Below are 17,934 nucleotides of genomic sequence, written 5' to 3'. Positions count from 1 at the left end.
GCTTAGTTTTGATTGTCGTGTGGTGACGATGATAGGTGTTCCGGCTCGCAAAAAGCGTAGGTGCCACCAGATAGCGACTTTTTGGCGTAATACATCGCGGCGTCAGAGCAATTGAGTAGTTGTTCGACAGACTCGCCATGTTCAGGGTAGCAAGCAATGCCAATACTGGCAGAGAGTCGCGCCTGTTGTCCGTCTCCTACGTCAAAAGGTTTATCTAGGCTGGCAATAATTTTGGTTGCCACGCGCGCAGCATCGTCTGGCTGACTGGTGTACTCGAGAATGACCGCAAATTCATCTCCACCGAGTCGTGCTAGCGTGTCGGAATTACGGATGCTATGTCCCATTCTTTTAGTCGTTTCAATGAGCACACAGTCTCCCGCATCATGGCCATAGGTATCGTTTATTTTCTTAAAGCCATCAAGGTCGATAAACAAAAGCGCAAAGTGAGCGCTTTGCTGACGTGCTTGATCCATGACGACATCGGCACGTTGTTTAAACGCAACACGATTTAAAGCACCGGTTAAGGTATCGGTATGTGCCATATGCTCGAATTGAAGATATAAGCGTTTGGTCTCATTGATGTCTTGATGGGTGCCCGCCATCCGCAGTGGTTGGTGGTTCCGGTCCCACTCCATAATTTTTCCCTTCGCCAATACCCATACCCAAAACCCGTCTTTATGTAGCATGCGGAATTCACACTCATAAAAGGGATTGTTGTCACTGAACGCTGCTTCTATCTCTTTCGATGCACGGTTGAAATCGTCGCTATGGCAGAGTTTTTTCCAAGTTTCAAAAGAAGCTGGGGTAAGCTCCTCTTTCTGGTAACCCAAGATTTCGGCCCAACGCTCATTGATTACCAGCTCCCCAGAGGGAATATGCCATTCCCACGTGCCCACATGGGTGCCGCGAATAATTTCATCGAGACGCCGTCGTTCAAGCTTTAGCTCGTATTCCGTCCGTCTGGATTTGCTTAGCACTAACCACATGACCGCGAGCCCTGCACCCAAAAGAAAGATGATCAGTGAGGTAATGACGAGTTGGTGATCCTTTTGCCTTTCGATTTGCTCGGTTTGTGTCGCGACCATCTGTTCGAGTCGGTTTTGATAATGCCAGAGGGACTCTTGCGTGGTGCGGAAATCGCTAATATCAGTAATAATTGAGAAGAGTAATGTCGTACCTCGATAGTCGACAGGTACCGACGAGACTTCTACGGTGCGGGATGAGCCGTCGGCCGTGCGATGACGAAAAACAAAATAATTTCGGTTTTCAAGTTTGGCGAGTTTGCGCTCTTCAGCGACTGCATCTGGTGATAAGTCATTGATATCACTGATGCTCATTTGAGTTAGTTCATTGTTCGAATAGCCATAAAACCGACTCGCGGCAGGGTTGGCTGCCACAATTTCACCACTATCTGGCACGATCAACATCATTACCAGCGTATTTTTTTCAAACATCTGATCGAATAGGTCGACTTGACTCTGTGGCGTGGCAAGGGCTACCGGCACAAGCAAGACGCTTAACAGAAACATTAACAACTGCTTCATCACAAGTGGTGTTCGCTGCGTGTGGCCTAAAACATAAGCGTAACATATAAGTTAATTTGTTGTGTGACACCTGTAACCTAATGTGGCTGAGGTCCTTTACATCAGCGTGATTTGGAGCAGTGTGTGATGTTCTTCACTATGTTAATGGAATGTTTGCGCTAGAGCGGCTAGCTGGGCTTTTCACAGTGCGGCGTTAAACGGTGAGGCACCTGGGGAAGCGCCTTTACGCCTTTTTCTAGCGCTTGAATACGAGTGTCAGGCGATGGGTGGGTCGAGAGTAACTCTGGTGGCGCACCCTCTGAGGCTTCGGCCATGTTTTGCCATAAGGCGACACTCGCACTCGGATCAAAGCCAGCTTGATGCATAAGCTGTAAGCCAATTTTGTCAGATTCAGACTCCTGCGCACGATTGTAGGGCAGTAAAATCCCTACTTGCACGCCAAGCCCTAAACCGGCCATAGCCATCGCAGCGTATGGGCTGTCAGACATTGACATGCCTGTGATGGTGAGTCCCAGCGTGGCGAGTTGAGAGCGAGATAGGCGCTCGTTGCTGTGGTCAGCCAGTACATGTCCGATTTCATGCCCGATTACTGCCGCGAGCTGATCTGGAGTGTCTGCCACATTGAGTAAACCTGTATAAACGCCCACTTTGCCCCCCGGTAGTGCAAAGGCATTGACTTGCTCGCTATCAAATACGACTACTTCCCATTCGGAGAAATCTGCCTGTGGGGGTACGACGGCCAAAATAGCATCGGTGACACATTGTACATAGGCATTGATGGCTTGGTCGGAACTAATCGGCTGAGATTGTTTCATCTCTTCGAAAGAGCGTTGACCAAGGTTAGCCATTTGGTCACTTGAAAACAGTAATAGTTGATTGCGCCCGGTGGGAGAGTGTGCGCATGCTGAGAGCAATATCGTGAGGCTTGCTGACAAGAACACGGTTTTTGCGATGCGTAGCATGAGGGCTCCCTTTATGGTTATACTCGTTGATGATGGCAAGCTGCTGAAAAAACTAACGTATAGTAATCAACTAGACGCCGTTTTCAATATCGGGCTTTCATGACATGTAGCTTGATCCCACCCAACAGTATGACAAACATCCATAGCGACGATGAAAAATAGAGGCAAAGTGTGAGCATTTGGAAAAAAGCGATGTCATTGGAGGCTTTGAATGCTTCTTCGAGTAATACCTTGGTTGCTCATTTGGGCATAGAGTATACGGCATTTGATGAATCGAGCCTCACTGGGACCATGCCTGTGGCTCCCCATACCCATCAACCTTTAGGCATGTTGCACGGTGGCGCGTCTGTGGTGCTCGCAGAAACGCTGGGGTCGTTGGCGGCAAACATGTGTGTGCCTGACGGTAAGTATTGTGTTGGGTTAGATATCAATGCCAATCACTTGCGCGCGATGCGACAGGGGACAGTGACTGGCGTGGCAAGTCCTGTGCATCTTGGGGCAACCACCCAGGTCTGGAATATCACTATTTACGATGAGCGAGGTCGAGAGGTGTGTGTAAGCCGACTCACTATGGCAGTGCTCACCGATAAACGCGCCGATAAATCGTTGGAGGACTGAGTAAGATGGTCGTTGATATCGAACACGGCAAGCTAATCGTGACCGCGCATGAAGTGGTGATCAAATTGCCCGCAATGAAATTGAGTATGCAGGTTCAATCCGACTCTCTGCAGATGATCGCGGATGCTAATGTGTTGGTGGCTGATGCTGGCGATGTCCGTTGGTCACTGCCGTTAAGTGCGCAACATATTGCGTTAATTTCAGATATTACCGGTATCCAACCGCAGTAATTTGATTGATCCCAATAGATACCATCTTCCTCTGGAGATCGATAGAAAGACACACCGTGCAAGTGTTAATCATCACTTGCACAGTGTGGCAGGTTAGACGCACGATTAACTGTGCGACGCGCTTATCTCGTAGCTGGTAAACTTGCGCACATTGATCACGCCCGTATCAAATATCAGATACTGACCCTTGATCCCTTGTAATACACCACTGACTTCAGGGTGTTTATCAAAGTTATGAGAGCTGATTTTGGTGGGGTGTTTAGTGACAGGGTAACTAAAGCTCAGGGCATCCAGTGCGGCGGGTTGAACCGCATCGCCACCATACTGTAGGCGGATATCCGCAAGTTCTGACTCAATCGCTTGAGTCAGTCGTGCCGCTTCGGCGTGGAGATCGAGCTGACCATTATCGCCTTTTAAGATAGCGCGCCAATTGGTTTTATCCGCGACATGTTGTGCCATGGCGACTTCAACCAGTCCAGAAATATGACGTCTTTTTACCCGAAACAGCGGAAGAGCCTGCGTGGCGCCTTGATCGTGCCAGCGGGTTGGCATCTGGTTAGCGCGAGTAATTCCGACTTTTAACCCAGACGTGTTAGCTAGATAGACGATGTGGTCTGTCATGCAAAACTGCTCTCCCCATTCTGGCTCGCGACACGTCCCTTGAGCATAGTGGCAGGTTTCAGGTTTCATAATACACATGTCGCAGCGGGCGAGCTTTTTCATGCACGGATAACAATGACCTTGCGAGTAACTCTTTTTTGTTTTTCGCCCACACGCATCGCAAAAGATATTGCCAGTGTGGGTCAGGGTTAGTGTTTGTCCAAGGAGAGGGTTGAGATGCAGCTCTTCGTCACCGACACGCAGAAAGTACTGTACCTCTGCGCCGGCTTCTGTGCGCATCTTATCTAAGGTTCCAATCACGACATTGCTCATTTTAGTTTTATTAAGAGCGGCAAGTGTAGCAAATGGCGTGCACGGACGTCAGGCGGGAAAACACAGGCCAGCAGCGACTCGCCTGTGTTTGGCTAATCGTTAGCCGAGGCGGTCTTCAACCATTTGTTGGTTGTCGGTGGCATGTTCACGGTACAGGCTCACCGAGACGACTAACACTTCTTCTTGTGTGTCTTCGTTAATGTGTTCAATCACGAAATAGTCTGCGTCTTGATCTTGAACGCCACGCTCGGCTAACCGCAGCACATCTTCTTGAATGTTTCCTTGGATCTCGATATTGGCGGTCTTCTCAAAATCACCAAAATCGAGGGTGGATTTGGCAATCAATTCCGGCGCAGCAAATGCATTGAAAGACAGGATTGAAGCAAAAAGCATGGACATCGAGAGGATTTTTTTCATGACGCATCGTTAAGTCGGTGGATTTGCTGACAACCTAGCAAAGTGGCGGCGGGAACGTTGTCAGCGCTGCGTTAAAACTGAAAGATTCGTACGTCACTAGTGACGAGTGACGCAATGATATCCGTTAGCGGGATGCGTCTTCTACATCATCGCCAAATACGTCGTCTTCCTCGAAGCCGGTAGCATTGCCGAGATAGTCGGCAAGCAGATCGTCATCGGTTGGGATCACGTGCTGTTGTAATGTATCCATGATGGTTCTCCTTGTGCTGCGCCTGTTTTCAAGGCTTAGCGGTTTCCCCTTTTAGTTTGTACATGGCAGTTAGCTGACTCAGGGTGCCAGACGACAGGTTGCGTCTTTTTACTAATTGACCACATTAAACGATTTAGATGGTTGATTGCCATCAGTGTATTCAGTCTATGGCGGCTCGATGTCAGTATTGTGACAAGTTAACCACAGCAATAATGTGTTTTGAGTTAGCGTTGCGAAGCTGCTGGCTGAGTGAACTGCGCCACAATGGGACAATGGTCACTTAAACGGTAACGCATCACGGTGTGGTAATCAAAGTGATGCTGGTAGCTGTATTGCCACTGCTTGGCTAAAGGTTCACTGACTAAGATGTGATCCACCAAGCGGTTATACATAACTTGATTCCACGATTGGGTTCGATGGTTGTACCGTCTTGCCTTACAGCGTGCTCGGACAGACGCGGTGACGTTTATTAAATGGGTCGGTGTGGGGGACTTTTCAACCAGACGCGTCTGAAAGTCTCGCCAAACGGCATCATCGCTCTCACCGATGTAGCGATTAAAATCGCCTGCGACCACGACGTGTTCGCCAGCATGATGACGATCACTCACCCAATCGGCTAAGACACGCATCTGCTTGTTAAGTTTATCGCAGCTTCGGGTGCCTTGTGATTGATGAAAACAACCTGATTTCAGATGGACAGACAGCATATGAAACGGCGCTTGTTCAGGGGGCGTAATAATCACGTAGGTGGCATAGCGTAGCGCTGGGATACCAAAAAAGTGGGGTAACGCGATCGCGCGAAGATCGTTTGGATCCGAGACAGTCCATCCATTGCGTACCGCAATGCCAGTCAGTTGTTGACTATTGGGTTTATCACGCAGCGCGGGGTAGCGGTCAGAAAAGTAATAAGTGTATTGATCGCTGGGTACAACGCGTGCGAGTGCCGCCGGACTATCGACTTCTTGAAACGCGAGCACGTCCGGCGAAAGCTGTTCAAAAACCGAGGCAAGTTGATGGTAATCTTCGTCACCACGATCTCCAGCGCGTTGATCGCCTTTTAGAGTTAACCATTCAAAGTTCCATGTTGCTATCGTCAGCGCAAAGCTCGGGCACGTTACCGCCCAAAGTATCACTACGATTCCAAACCGCCGGATCACAGTGGCGTAAACCTCAATTATGACTTCATAACTGTGATCTTACTTGAAGCCTGTAAGTCACATTTGATCGAACCCACAAAATGCGGACAAGGTTTGATTTTAACTAACAAAAGTCACAACAATTCATCACAACATTGATGACCTTGTACGCGTTTATTCCTCCGAATTTCTCTATTCGAAACTTCGATGATCTGTATCAACACAATGGCGACCCCACTTGCTATTAAATGCCACATCTTGTGTTGTTTGCTAGGTTTAAATCCAATATATGGTGATGGAGGGCATATGCCAGCGGTAATAAAGCGCGACGGAACACGCGTCTCATTTGATGCAGACCGGATTGTTCAAGCGGTAACTTGTGCGCGAGAATCGGCACAGCGTGTGCAGGAGACGCGTTCGTGTTCGTTATCGGATCAGGCGATTCGATCATTGGCCGATAAGATCGCAACCCAGTTCGCTGGCGAGAAAGAAGTGGATATCGACCACATTCAATATGCCGTGGAAGATGCGCTAATGTCTGGGCCGCATAAAGCGGTTGCACGTGCCTACATTGAGTATCGTCACGATCGCGATATTGCCCGTGAACGCCGTGGCCGATTGAATCACGAAGTGCAAGGCTTGGTAGGACAAACGAACACCGAGCTGTTGCACGAAAATGCCAATAAAGATAGCAAAGTGATCCCAACTCAGCGGGATCTGCTGGCCGGTATTGTCGCCAAGCACTATGCCAAACAACATATGCTACCCAGTGCGGTGGTACGTGCGCATGAATCGGGAGAAATCCATTATCACGATCTCGATTATGCGCCTTTCTTCCCGATGTTTAACTGTATGTTGATTGACTTGGCGGGCATGTTGCAAAAAGGCTTTAAGATGGGTAATGCGGAAATTGCGCCGCCAAAGTCCATCTCGACTGCAACCGCGGTAACGGCACAAATCATCGCGCAAGTGGCCAGTCATATTTATGGTGGTACCACGATTAACCGTATCGATGAAGTGCTGGCGCCCTATGTCGAAGCCAGCTATCACAAACACCTAAAAGTGGCGCAAACTTGGTCCATTGCCAAGGCGGATGAATACGCCATGGCACGTACCGAGAAAGAATGCTTCGATGCGTTTCAGTCGCTGGAGTATGAAGTGAACACCTTGCATACCGCCAATGGGCAGACGCCATTTGTGACCTTTGGCTTCGGACTCGGACAAAGCTGGGCCGCCCGTGCGGTGCAACGAGCCATCCTTGCCAATCGTATTGCGGGCTTGGGCGAAAATCGCAAAACGGCGGTTTTTCCTAAACTTGTGTTTTGCATTCGCGAAGGGCTCAACCGTCATCCTTCAGATCCGAATTACGACATCAAACAGCTTGCGTTGGAGTGTGCGTCCAAACGCATGTATCCCGATATTCTCAACTATGAGCAAGTCGTTCAGGTAACCGGTTCTTTTAAAACGCCCATGGGATGCCGCAGCTTTTTAAGCGCCTATCAAGAAAATGGTGAGTGGGTCCACGAGGGACGCAATAACTTGGGGGTGGTCAGTGTCAATTTACCGCGATTGGCGATTGAGGCTGAAGGCGATGAAGAGACATTCTTTGCGCGCCTAGATGCCACGCTTAATATTGCCCGCCAAGCCTTGGATACCCGTATTGCACGTTTTAAAGGGGTGAAGGCCCGTGTTGCGCCGATTTTGTACATGGAAGGGGCCTGTGGCGTACGTCTTAATGCCGATGATGACGTGAGCGAGATTTTTAAAAATGGTCGCGCATCTGTCTCCTTAGGGTATATCGGATTGCATGAGACCATCAATGCTCTATACGGCAGTGATCCTCATCTCTACGACAGCGTGATTAAACAGAAAAAAGCCAAGGCAATAGTCGCGTATTTACATGATGCGACGGAGCGCTGGAAAGAAGAAACGGGCTACGGCTTTAGTTTGTACAGCACACCGAGTGAAAACCTGTGCAGTCGTTTTTGCCAACTCGATACCAAAGCCTTTGGAATGATTGAAGGGGTCACAGATAAAGGCTACTACACCAACAGTTTCCACTTAGACGTGGAAAAGCAGGTGACGCCTTACGATAAGATTGATTTTGAAATGGATTATCCACGCTTAGCAAATGGCGGATTTATTTGTTACGGCGAGTACCCCAACATGCAGCACAACATCGAAGCGCTCGAAAATGTTTGGGACTATAGCTACACACGTGTGCCTTACTATGGGACCAATACGCCTATTGATGAGTGTTACGAGTGTGGATTCACAGGGGAATTTGATTGCACCAGTAAAGGATTTACCTGCCCTGCATGCGGCAACCATGATCCCGCCAAAGTATCGGTCACGCGCCGTGTCTGTGGTTACTTGGGCAGTCCTGATACGCGGCCATTTAATCCGGGTAAACAACAAGAAGTGATTCGTCGCGTCAAACACATGTAGGAGAGGGGCGTGAACTACCACAAATACATTCCTATTGATGTCGTGAATGGTCCCGGCACACGGTGCACATTGTTTGTCTCGGGTTGTGAGCATCAGTGTCGTGGCTGTTACAATAAATCAACATGGTCGCTTACCAGCGGCCATCCATTCACGGATTTAATGTGTGAGCAAATCATGCGCGATCTCACGGATACCCGTGTTCCAAGGCGTGGCTTATCACTGAGTGGTGGTGACCCCCTGCATCCTGCCAATCTCAATGGTGTAAAATTATTGTTACAAAAGGTGGGCGAGCATGCACCAGACAAGGATGTTTGGCTATGGAGTGGTTATACTTTGGCGGATCTCTCGCCGGAACAACAAGCAATATTGGCTTACGTTGATGTGCTGATTGATGGGAAGTTTATACAATCTCGCGCCGATCCTAACTTGGTCTGGCGAGGGAGTGACAACCAATGCGTACACTTTTTGTCCGAGCGAGCCCAGCAGTGGCAAGAGAATCAGCGCTGAGAGGTTGCCAATTTTCCCGCATGGGGTAGGGTATTACGTATCTTGAGCATCCAAGCCTAAAAGGACGTAATACTATGTTAGATCTGCTCTCGCCTGCCCAGCAGGATCCGATCCTCTCTTTGTCATTGGCATTTCGTGACGATCCTCGTGAGCACAAAATGGATTTGGGCATTGGTGTATATCGTGACAGTCACGGGCAAACACCGATTATGCAAGCGGTTAAAACCGCGCAGCAATCATTGGCGCAAAGCCAGCAAACCAAAGCCTATGTTGGCCTTGCTGGCAATGAAAACTTCAACCAAGCCATGGTTGATCTACTGCTGAAGGGTACGGATGCTTACCATCGCTGTGCCGCAGTACAAACCCCGGGTGCGAGCGGTGCGTTGCGGATGCTGGCTGACTTGATGCATCTCGCCAAGCCGGTGACCACGGTATGGCTTACTGACCCAAGCTATGTGAACCACAAACCTGTCATGGAAGCGGCAGGCCTAACGGTCAAGTTCTACCCGTATTTCAATCGAGACACCAAAATGGTGGATACCGATGCCATGCTGAATGCATTGTCTCAAGCCGGCGCTGACGACGTGGTGTTACTGCATGGCTGTTGTCATAACCCAACGGGAGCGGACATTAGCCTGAAAGAGTGGGAAGCAATCACTGATCTGGCTAATCGCAATGGCTTTACTCCGTTTGTTGATATTGCGTATCAAGGGTTTGGAGATGGCGTAGATGAAGATGCGCGTGGCCTACGTGTGTTAGCCGATAATGTTGAAGAGATGCTGATTGCTACCTCTTGCTCGAAAAGCTTTGGCCTCTATCGTGAGCGTACCGGTGCTGCCATTGTAGTGGGTAAATCAGCCAAAGAAGCGCAAAATGCCAAAGGACGTATTTTGCAGCTGGCGCGTAGCACCTACACCATGCCACCGGATCATGGGGCGGCGATCGTCGAAACCATCCTCACCGACGACGCCCTCACGAAGCAGTGGCGCGAAGAAATCGAAGCAATGAACACACGCATTAACCGCCTGCGTGAGGGCCTGACGGCAGCTTTACGCGATCGAACCGGTGATGGCTACTTTGACTTTATTCAACAGCACCGCGGGATGTTCTCTGTCTTGGGATTGAGCACAGAACAAGTCAATCAACTGCGTGATAAGCATGGCGTCTATGCGGTTGGAGATAGCCGCATCAATATTGCCGGCTTAGCGGAGCGCCATATTGATACACTGGCCGATGCGCTGGTGGACGTAACGCGTTCTTAATTTAGCGCGGGTTGTATAACGGAAGAGGGCTTTTAGCGCATATTGCTAGGCCCTCTTTTTTGTCAGTGTAAAACGCGCATGCGGACGTAGAAAAAGGTGCGCCCTTGAGAAGACAAGGGCGCAAGCTGGTTCATGTGGATGGGGGATGATGAACTAGCTTAAATCGACATTTTTACAGCCAAAGAAGTATGTCGCGAGAAAGCCAACCACATAAGCGATAAGCAGTCCGGCAACAAAGATCAGCATGCCCGGGAAAATGCCGCTATCTGACGTCATCAACGGGATCGCTACGATACCTGAAGGGCCGAATACTGTGTTCAAGCCAACCGGCAGACCTAAGTACGACACCAGACCGATAAAAAATCCGCCGGCTGCGCCACCAATACATGCTGTCACAAAGGGCTTCACGCGAGGTAAGGTCACGCCATAAATTAGTGGTTCACCAATACCGAGCAGGCCAGGAATAATTGCGCCTCTCACTTGGGTGCGCAGTAGCGCATCTTTCTTCGCTTTGAAATACAGCGCCATGGATGCACCCACTTGGCCACCACCCGCCATCGCGAGAATAGGAAACAGCGAATTAAAGCCTTGGGCCTCCATCAACGCGAAGTACACAGGGACGAATCCTTGGTGAATGCCGAATACCACAGAAATCAGGAACACGCCGGCTAAAACCGCAGCACCTAACGGGTTATCGTTTAAGTTAAGGAACAGCCAAGACATTGCTTTGAATAGCTCGCCACCGATCGGCATGATCAACAAGAAGGTGACTGCACCCATGATAAATAGGGTGATGAGCGAGGTTAAAATCATATCGAGATCGTCTGGCATGTATTTGCGAACCTGACGTTCTACTTGCGCACCGACAATGGCTGCGATCAATACGCCAATAATATTGCCGCGAGGATCGATCGTCATTCCAAAAAACTCACTCATGCCCGAGTAGATGCCCGAACTGGCGTCGGGGTCATAGCCCAACACAAACAAAGACGCGAGAATGGCACCATTGACGCCCGAGCCACCAAACGCTTGCTGAGCGTTGTAGCCGAGTAAGATACTCAGAAACGCGAATAAGCCTTTGCCAAATACTTGCATATACGCGATCAAATCGACCACAAACGGACTCGGGGTTTGGCCCAGTACAAACATCTGCTCTAACAAGGTCGCAAAACCAAGTAGCAAGCCCGCGGCAATAAAGCCGGGGATCAGTGGCGTGAATATGGTGGCAAACTTACTCAGAAAGCGTTGAATAGCGCTGGTTTGTTTGCTTTTTAGCTGTTGTTTTTGCTCGGCCGCCAGTGTAGACAGATCTGGCTGCGTCGCAGCCGATGCTTCGTCACCACTGACGGTCAAGGATTCAAGAAGCTGATTCATCATCTCTGCGGCTTGCTGTGCTTTACCGGGCCCGAGAATAATTTGAAACTGCTCATCGCTCTCGACCACCCCCATAACGCCGGGGATTGTTTTGAGAACTGACTGGTCAGCCAAGCTGTTATTGGCAAGGGATAACCGCAGTCTTGTCATACAGTTACCACATCGACTGATATTGCTGCTCCCTCCAACGGCGGACAGCAGTTGCGCGACGGTATTTGCAGTGATTTTGGCCATGGGGGCGATCCTCTGGAGCTTAAAATAGTTAATCACGATGGAGGGCTGCACGAATAAAACCGTTGTGCTCGGTGAGGAGAGTTTTTGCTTGCTCGGCGTCCAAATCGGCCAAAATCATCAAGATGGCGGTTTTGCAATGACGATCGCATGCGCAGAGGGCCTGTTCAGCCAACGCTTTTGAGGCGCCGGTTGCCTCCACCACAATATTGATTTGGCGTTGGATCAGTTTGGCGTTAGTGGCTTCAACATCAACCATCAGGTTACCAAACACTTTACCGCTGCGGATCATTGCTCCAGATGTCAACATATTGAGGACGAGCTTTTGCGCGGTACCGGCTTTCATGCGCGAAGAGCCGGTGACGACTTCGGGCCCTACGATGGGCAGAATCGCAACATCTGCGGCCTCAGCCATTTGGCAATGAGGATTACAAGCAATCGATGCTGTCATGGCGCCAATGGTTTTTGCATAGGCTAATCCGCCGAGTACATAGGGCGTACGACCGCTCGCCGCAATACCGACAACTACATCTTTATCGGTTAGGTTGAGTGACTGTAAATCGTCTTGGCCTAGTTGCTCGTTATCTTCCGCGTTTTCCACCGCCTTTAAAATAGCTTGATGGCCACCCGCGATAAGCCCAATGACTTGATCCGGATGTGTGCCATAGGTGGGAGGACATTCGCTGGCATCCAAGACACCTAAGCGACCAGATGTTCCCGCACCCATGTAGATTAAGCGTCCGCCGTGTGCAAATGCATGAGTAATTGCATCAACCACTTGCGCAATTTGTGGCAAGACGGCTTTCACCGCAAGCGCCACTTTTTGGTCTTCATCGTTGATCACTTGCAGCATTTCGACCGTTGAAAGTGTGTCTATCTCTGCACTGGCCGGGTTGCGGCTTTCTGTGACCAATCCGCTTAAATCAATTGTCATGCCTTGTTCTCACATCAGCTGTTATTTGACGGCGATTCTATGGAATAAAATRTTCCAATATAGTGATCAAAATCACTGTTATGGTTATTCTTTATACACTGTGATTCTGGAATAATATCGATAATACTTGGGGTAAATGGCGCTTAATATGCAGGTGAATGATGCTTTTTCAGCAATTTAGGGGTATTCGATGTAATTCCAATATTGGAATAATTTATTTATATTATTGAGGCGTTATGTCAATTATCAATAAAATTTTGGCTCGGCGGACACAATTGTCGCAGCGCGGGTGCCTGATTGGCGATTGGGTTGTCGCGCATCCAGAGAAAGCGGCGCAGCTAACGAGCCAAGCGCTGGCTAAGCAGGTGGGGGTGAGCCAATCGAGCATTGTGAAATTCAGCCAAAAAATGGGTTACAAAGGATACAGTGAGTTCAAGTTGGCGCTGAATGAAGAGATTGGCCGTAAGCAAGTGATGCAATCGACACCGATGCACAGTGACATCTTAGCTGATGATCCGATGACGGTGATTTCCCAAAAGTTAGTCAAAGCGAAAACGGAGGCCATGTTTCAAACTACCAATGCCCTTTCTTATGAAGCCTGTCATCAAGCGGTAGCGTGGCTTAATAGAGCTCGTCGGGTACAAGTGGTGGGGATTGGCAGCTCGGCGCTGACTGCGAAAGATCTGAGTTTTAAATTATTGAAACTAGGGATCACGGCGCTGTGTGAACAAGACAGTCATGTACAAATTGCCGTCGCGCGCACGTTGGGGGTGGATGACGTGCAAATTGTCATTTCATTTTCGGGGGAACGAAAAGAGATTTTAGTCGCCACGGAGGCTGCTAAAGAACAAGGTGCCAAGGTGATCGCCTTATTAGGACCCGGACGAAGTCGTATCAGACACATCGCAGACATTACGTTCGATACCATTGCCGACGAAATCAAACATCGCAGTTCGTCTATTGCGTCCCGCACGGCGCAAAATGTGATCACAGATTTACTGTTTATCAGTTTGGTGCAACAAAGAGATGAGAGCGCTCGGCAATTGATCAGTGATATTTCATCCGATATCAAACAGATCTTATCGTGATGAGCTTAAAGGGACGTGTGATTAAAAAGGCCCGATGTAATCAGGCCTTATTATGTGCGGATGCTTTGGCACCCAGACAGGTAGATGCGGGATAGTGCTTAGCGTTTATTCTTTAAATAGCGCTTACGCCGCGCTTCTTTGTTCGCCGCTTTTTCTGCCTCGCGGCGTGCGGTTTCTTCTTCCACTTGCACTAACTCAGTTTCAATCATATCGGGCGCTTCCAGGGTGATACCACCCAGCGCCCCGGTACGGAGGTCGTGAAGCAGGATTTCTGACGCCTTATGAATATCGACCCGCCCGCCAGCACGCAAACAACCGCGTTTCGCACCAATCGCTTCCATCAACTCGATTTCAGTTTCGGGTAAATCGTCTAGCTGATAGCGCTCTTGCAGACGTTCTGGATAGGCGCTGGCTAGGTACTCGACGGTGTAAAACGCCACTTCGTCGTAGTCCATTGCCGTGTCTTTGACGGCGCCGGTTGCCGCGAGGCGAAAACCGCTATGTGGATTCTCTACTTTCGGCCATAGAATTCCCGGTGTATCGGAGAGCACCACGCCATTTTGCAAGTTAATTCGTTGCTGCTGGCGCGTCACGGCGGGCTGGTTACCTGTTTTAGCAATCACCCGGCCGGCAAGGCTGTTAATGATGGTTGATTTCCCTACATTGGGGATCCCCATGATCATCGAGCGAATATTTTTGCCCATGGCTTCGCGATGAGGAGCAAGCGCGCGGCAACGCTCCATGATTCGATTGACTTCACTTTGCTGCTGCGTGGTGATGGCCATAGCAGAAACGCCTTGCTCTTGCTCCAGATGAGCCATCCACATATCTGTCATGGCAGGATCGGCAAGATCGCGTTTGTTCAGAACTTTGATAACAGGCTTATCGCCGCGCAGTGTGCGGATCAGCGGATTCTCACTGCTAAAGGGAATACGTGCGTCGAGCACTTCGATGATCACATCGATCTTAGGGACGACTTCTTCGATTTCTTTCCGCGCCTTGTGCATATGGCCCGGAAACCATTGAATCTTGTTGTTAACCATTTTCTTACGGCCTTTTCTACGTCTGCATGCTACCAATACGGAAGCACGACGCTGATAGATAGCGTTATTATGACGCGCATCATACCACTTAACCGTAACAATGAGAAAAGCAGGCCATGCTGGCCTGCACACTTGGAGGGTAAATTATTTCTTATTATCAAACTGCTTGATTAAAACAGAGGTATCACAGCGGCCAAACCCGCGCTGTTGGAGTTGTGCGTAGCGCTGATCAACTTGTTGGGTGAGAGGGAGATCCACGCCTAATTTGGCGGCTTCGTCTAAACAAAAGCCAAGGTCTTTGCGCATCCAGTCAATGGCAAAACCGAAATCAAACTGATCGTCTGCCATGGTATGGGCGCGGTTGCTCATCTGCCACGAGCCTGCTGCACCGTGCTGAATGGCGCTAATCATTTTGTCGATATCTAAATTGGCCGACTGGGCAAATGCGATCGCTTCCGACAAGCCCTGCAAAACGCCCGCAATACAAATTTGATTGGCCATTTTACAGCGCTGTCCACTGCCATGGGGGCCGATGTGTTGGCTCGCCTTAGCGTAAGCGCGCATGACGGGTTCAACGCGTTCAAAAACGGATGGCTCACCTCCAACCATAATGGTCAATGCGCCATTTTCCGCGCCTGCTTGTCCGCCCGACACAGGAGCATCTAGAAACTGGATGCCTTGTCGGCCACAGACGTCAGCGAGCTCTAAGGCCAGTTCGGCTGATGTCGTGGTATGATCGACCAGCACACTGCCTTTTTTCATATTGGCAAGCACCCCGATATCGCCATACACGACGCTTCGTACATCGTCATCGTTCCCGACGCACATAAAAACAATATCGGCGTGAGAGGCAGCCTCCGCCGGTGTCGTACCGAAGGCCCCTTGATATTGCTCTGACCAGTGTTCTGCTTTGGCCGTTGTGCGGTTATAGACAGTGGTTGGAAAGCCATTTTTTTGTAGATGTCCGGCCATGGGAAACCCCATGACGCCTAGGCCAATAAAAGCCACAGAAGGAGTTTGAGTTGTCATATAGCATCCTTGTTGTTATATGAGCGATAATTTATCAGAAACTTAACCTGATTTGTTCCTTCAGATGATAATCTTGTACCATCACATTTTGTGTTGTAACACGGATTACTATGACAGCACCTCAATCTATCGCTTTAACCATTGCACACATCAACGACACCCACTCGCATTTTGAATCGACACCTGTTTCGCTGAGCTTGGATAGCACACAGACGCGTGTTTATGCGAACTGCGGTGGCTTTGCACGTATTGCATCTGCCGTTAAGCGTTTTCGTGCTGAGGCGGACCAGCAAGGCCACGCGTTCATGTTCTTGCATGCGGGGGATTGCTTTCAAGGTACCTTGTACTATTCCCTATTTAAGGGGCAAGCCAATGCCGATATGCTCAATCAGTTGGGCATTGATGCGATGGCAATCGGGAATCATGAGTTAGATCAGGGCAATGGTCCGGTTGCTGATTTTCTTGATCGTATTACCTTTTCCTTGCTGGCCGGCAATTGGCACGTTGCCAATGAGGCTGCAGACAAAGAAAAACGCGTCAGTGAAAAGCCCGCGTTGTTGCCTTATTTGCCCGAACAGAAACGTGCCAGCGTGCTGATCAAGACGATAGCAGGGCGTAAGGTGGGTATTTTTAGTCTCGCGGTCGAGCAGATGGCTGCACTGGCTAACCCTGATCATGACACGCCCTTTTTGCCTGTGACAGAAATTGCCAAAAACACGGTAGCATACTTGCGTTTGCAAGGGGTCGGTACTGTGATCCTGCTCAGCCACTTAGGGTATGACAAAGATAAATCATTGGCTGAATCCGTCTCTGGCATTGATGTGATTGTGGGCGGGCATACCCATGTCTTGCAGGGTGACTTTCAAAACATTGGCCTCGACAGCCAAGACCCTTACGGTTATCAAGTGAATGATACCTGGATTGTACAAGCCGGTTGCCACGCTCAGGCAATTGGACGTTTTACCTTAACGCTAGATACCAAAGGGCGCCCGACTCATTTTGAGGGGCAAAACTATTTATTGTTAGGCCGTAGTTTGGCGATGGATGCGTCGCGCGAGCATAAACTGACTGCTTCCTCATACCAAGCGGCACGTGACTATTTGAGCCAACAGCCAAATCTTCTGATCTTGCCGAGTGATCTCACGCTCAAGCAGTATTTGCAGCAAACTTATCGCCCTCGGGTGGCTCAGTTAGAAAGTGACATTGTCACGCATGTGCCACAGCGGTTGCGTCATGTTCGCGTGCCGGATCAGCAAGGCGGCAGTGATGTCGCGCCATTGGTGACGGAGAGTTTTCTATGGGCGGCGCGTGAACAGGGTATCGAGGCAGATTTTGCCATCCATAATGCCGGCGGCGTTAGAGTAAGCTTAAATGCGGGGCCACTTTCTGCCGCACTTATCGCCGGCTCGTTACTTCCGTTTGCGATTGATGTGATTGCGTATCGGGTAACGGGCGCGCAAATCCGCAGTGCTCTAGAAGGTGCAATTAATAATGCCACGGATAATGGGGTGATTGGACTCGGGTCGGGCAGTTTTCCCTATTGTGCCGATCTACGCTATCGCTATGAAGCATGGCAGCCGATGGGGGCGCGGATCACCCAATTAGACATTAAGCGCGGCCAGCACTGGATTGCTATTGATGACGAGCGCCAATACGTTGGTGTGTCATCTTCATATACCGCGCAAGGTAAAGAAGGCTATGACGCTCTTCAAACCGGCCGTCGTCGCTCAATTGGTTTATCGATGGCGGAATGCTTCATGCAATACGCGCGAGCGCAAGATGTATTGCAACTCCCTGACCAGCCTTTGGTGTGTTATCTCGTATCACCTCAGCAGGGCGAAAGCTGCTGGCAATCATAATCACTTACTTGGCCCATCCCTTGCTTACTATCAGATGAAGGGTAACCACGGCACTTTGTTGCCGCAAGG

Annotated in this window: 17 protein-coding genes; 7 read left to right on the top strand and 10 right to left on the bottom strand. The window is 49.7% G+C overall.

Features of this window, described 5'->3' with window-relative positions; translation table 11 throughout:
* Positions 1–2: 2 nt before the first annotated feature.
* Together BZJ19_RS08440 and BZJ19_RS08435 are read right to left on the bottom strand one after the other, a co-directional pair.
* Positions 3–1,529: a sensor domain-containing diguanylate cyclase gene (locus BZJ19_RS08440; protein ID WP_162274217.1), complete on the bottom strand. Its 1,527-nt coding sequence runs from the start codon at positions 1,527–1,529 to the stop codon at positions 3–5.
* 182 nt (positions 1,530–1,711) lie between these two features.
* Positions 1,712–2,506, bottom strand: coding sequence for a M48 family metallopeptidase (locus BZJ19_RS08435; protein WP_077675290.1), 795 nt, complete (start codon positions 2,504–2,506; stop codon positions 1,712–1,714).
* Between the two features lie 171 nt (positions 2,507–2,677).
* On the opposite strand from BZJ19_RS08435, the gene BZJ19_RS08430 reads away from it, so the two are divergent.
* Both BZJ19_RS08430 and BZJ19_RS08425 read left to right on the top strand, forming a co-directional pair.
* Positions 2,678–3,124 carry a hotdog fold thioesterase gene (locus tag BZJ19_RS08430; protein ID WP_077675289.1) on the top strand — a complete coding sequence of 149 codons (447 nt, stop codon included), beginning with the start codon at positions 2,678–2,680 and terminating at the stop codon, positions 3,122–3,124.
* A gap of 5 nt (positions 3,125–3,129) precedes the next feature.
* Entirely contained in the window at positions 3,130–3,354 is a 225-nt protein-coding gene (locus tag BZJ19_RS08425; RefSeq protein ID WP_069586918.1) for a DUF3389 family protein, read from the top strand.
* Positions 3,355–3,459: 105 nt separating this feature from the next.
* Here the strand turns inward: BZJ19_RS08425 and BZJ19_RS08420 are convergent, their stop codons facing one another.
* The 4 genes from BZJ19_RS08420 to BZJ19_RS08410 form a co-directional block, all read right to left on the bottom strand.
* Positions 3,460–4,287 (bottom strand): DUF2797 domain-containing protein, encoded by an 828-nt coding sequence (locus BZJ19_RS08420; RefSeq protein ID WP_077675288.1) that lies wholly within the window; start codon positions 4,285–4,287, stop codon positions 3,460–3,462.
* Positions 4,288–4,386: 99 nt separating this feature from the next.
* Positions 4,387–4,704 (bottom strand): hypothetical protein, encoded by a 318-nt coding sequence (locus tag BZJ19_RS08415; protein WP_077675287.1) that lies wholly within the window; start codon positions 4,702–4,704, stop codon positions 4,387–4,389.
* Between the two features lie 124 nt (positions 4,705–4,828).
* On the bottom strand, positions 4,829–4,954 hold the full coding sequence (locus BZJ19_RS17350; RefSeq protein WP_268794308.1) for a hypothetical protein: 126 nt from the start codon (positions 4,952–4,954) through the stop codon (positions 4,829–4,831).
* A gap of 224 nt (positions 4,955–5,178) precedes the next feature.
* Positions 5,179–6,087 carry an endonuclease/exonuclease/phosphatase family protein gene (locus tag BZJ19_RS08410; protein ID WP_157891169.1) on the bottom strand — a complete coding sequence of 303 codons (909 nt, stop codon included), beginning with the start codon at positions 6,085–6,087 and terminating at the stop codon, positions 5,179–5,181.
* Positions 6,088–6,396: 309 nt separating this feature from the next.
* Between BZJ19_RS08410 and nrdD the strand changes: the two genes are divergently transcribed.
* The 3 genes from nrdD to BZJ19_RS08395 all read left to right on the top strand — a co-directional run bounded on the left by nrdD (position 6,397) and on the right by BZJ19_RS08395 (position 10,307).
* Positions 6,397–8,538, top strand: coding sequence for an anaerobic ribonucleoside-triphosphate reductase (nrdD, locus tag BZJ19_RS08405; protein WP_077675285.1), 2,142 nt, complete (start codon positions 6,397–6,399; stop codon positions 8,536–8,538).
* 9 nt (positions 8,539–8,547) lie between these two features.
* Positions 8,548–9,045 (top strand): anaerobic ribonucleoside-triphosphate reductase-activating protein, encoded by a 498-nt coding sequence (gene nrdG, locus BZJ19_RS08400; RefSeq protein WP_077675284.1) that lies wholly within the window; start codon positions 8,548–8,550, stop codon positions 9,043–9,045.
* A gap of 74 nt (positions 9,046–9,119) precedes the next feature.
* Positions 9,120–10,307 carry an amino acid aminotransferase gene (locus BZJ19_RS08395; RefSeq protein ID WP_077675283.1) on the top strand — a complete coding sequence of 396 codons (1,188 nt, stop codon included), beginning with the start codon at positions 9,120–9,122 and terminating at the stop codon, positions 10,305–10,307.
* Positions 10,308–10,460: 153 nt separating this feature from the next.
* On the opposite strand, the gene murP is transcribed toward BZJ19_RS08395, so the two are convergent.
* Positions 10,461–11,915: a PTS N-acetylmuramic acid transporter subunit IIBC gene (gene murP, locus BZJ19_RS08390; protein WP_077675282.1), complete on the bottom strand. Its 1,455-nt coding sequence runs from the start codon at positions 11,913–11,915 to the stop codon at positions 10,461–10,463.
* A 28-nt stretch (positions 11,916–11,943) separates the two neighbouring features.
* Positions 11,944–12,846 carry an N-acetylmuramic acid 6-phosphate etherase gene (gene murQ / locus BZJ19_RS08385; protein WP_077675281.1) on the bottom strand — a complete coding sequence of 301 codons (903 nt, stop codon included), beginning with the start codon at positions 12,844–12,846 and terminating at the stop codon, positions 11,944–11,946.
* 236 nt (positions 12,847–13,082) lie between these two features.
* On the opposite strand from murQ, the gene BZJ19_RS08380 reads away from it, so the two are divergent.
* Entirely contained in the window at positions 13,083–13,934 is an 852-nt protein-coding gene (locus BZJ19_RS08380; protein ID WP_077675280.1) for an SIS domain-containing protein, read from the top strand.
* A 98-nt stretch (positions 13,935–14,032) separates the two neighbouring features.
* Here the strand turns inward: BZJ19_RS08380 and ylqF are convergent, their stop codons facing one another.
* The gene (gene ylqF, locus BZJ19_RS08375) at positions 14,033–14,977 is read right to left on the bottom strand and encodes a ribosome biogenesis GTPase YlqF (protein WP_077675279.1); all 945 of its coding nucleotides are present in this window, start codon (positions 14,975–14,977) and stop codon (positions 14,033–14,035) included.
* A 144-nt stretch (positions 14,978–15,121) separates the two neighbouring features.
* Entirely contained in the window at positions 15,122–16,006 is an 885-nt protein-coding gene (locus tag BZJ19_RS08370) for an NAD(P)-dependent oxidoreductase (RefSeq protein WP_077675278.1), read from the bottom strand.
* 110 nt (positions 16,007–16,116) lie between these two features.
* On the opposite strand from BZJ19_RS08370, the gene BZJ19_RS08365 reads away from it, so the two are divergent.
* Entirely contained in the window at positions 16,117–17,865 is a 1,749-nt protein-coding gene (locus tag BZJ19_RS08365; protein ID WP_077675277.1) for a bifunctional metallophosphatase/5'-nucleotidase, read from the top strand.
* Positions 17,866–17,934 lie beyond the last annotated feature (69 nt).

The sequence above is a fragment of the Salinivibrio proteolyticus genome, from assembly GCF_001996165.1.
Lineage (GTDB): Bacteria > Pseudomonadota > Gammaproteobacteria > Enterobacterales > Vibrionaceae > Salinivibrio > Salinivibrio proteolyticus.
This window is presented reverse-complemented; position numbering and strand designations above follow the sequence as displayed.

Coding starts and splice junctions, on each gene's coding strand:
- BZJ19_RS08425 (WP_069586918.1), top strand. CDS start 3,130: ATGGTCGTTGATATCGAACACGGCAAGCTAATCGTGACCGCGCATGAA.
- murP (WP_077675282.1), bottom strand. CDS start 11,915: ATGGCCAAAATCACTGCAAATACCGTCGCGCAACTGCTGTCCGCCGTT.
- nrdD (WP_077675285.1), top strand. CDS start 6,397: ATGCCAGCGGTAATAAAGCGCGACGGAACACGCGTCTCATTTGATGCA.
- BZJ19_RS08365 (WP_077675277.1), top strand. CDS start 16,117: ATGACAGCACCTCAATCTATCGCTTTAACCATTGCACACATCAACGAC.
- BZJ19_RS08415 (WP_077675287.1), bottom strand. CDS start 4,704: ATGAAAAAAATCCTCTCGATGTCCATGCTTTTTGCTTCAATCCTGTCT.
- BZJ19_RS08420 (WP_077675288.1), bottom strand. CDS start 4,287: ATGAGCAATGTCGTGATTGGAACCTTAGATAAGATGCGCACAGAAGCC.
- murQ (WP_077675281.1), bottom strand. CDS start 12,846: ATGACAATTGATTTAAGCGGATTGGTCACAGAAAGCCGCAACCCGGCC.
- BZJ19_RS17350 (WP_268794308.1), bottom strand. CDS start 4,954: ATGGATACATTACAACAGCACGTGATCCCAACCGATGACGATCTGCTT.
- BZJ19_RS08370 (WP_077675278.1), bottom strand. CDS start 16,006: ATGACAACTCAAACTCCTTCTGTGGCTTTTATTGGCCTAGGCGTCATG.
- BZJ19_RS08395 (WP_077675283.1), top strand. CDS start 9,120: ATGTTAGATCTGCTCTCGCCTGCCCAGCAGGATCCGATCCTCTCTTTG.
- ylqF (WP_077675279.1), bottom strand. CDS start 14,977: ATGGTTAACAACAAGATTCAATGGTTTCCGGGCCATATGCACAAGGCG.
- BZJ19_RS08440 (WP_162274217.1), bottom strand. CDS start 1,529: ATGTTTCTGTTAAGCGTCTTGCTTGTGCCGGTAGCCCTTGCCACGCCA.
- BZJ19_RS08380 (WP_077675280.1), top strand. CDS start 13,083: ATGTCAATTATCAATAAAATTTTGGCTCGGCGGACACAATTGTCGCAG.
- BZJ19_RS08435 (WP_077675290.1), bottom strand. CDS start 2,506: ATGCTACGCATCGCAAAAACCGTGTTCTTGTCAGCAAGCCTCACGATA.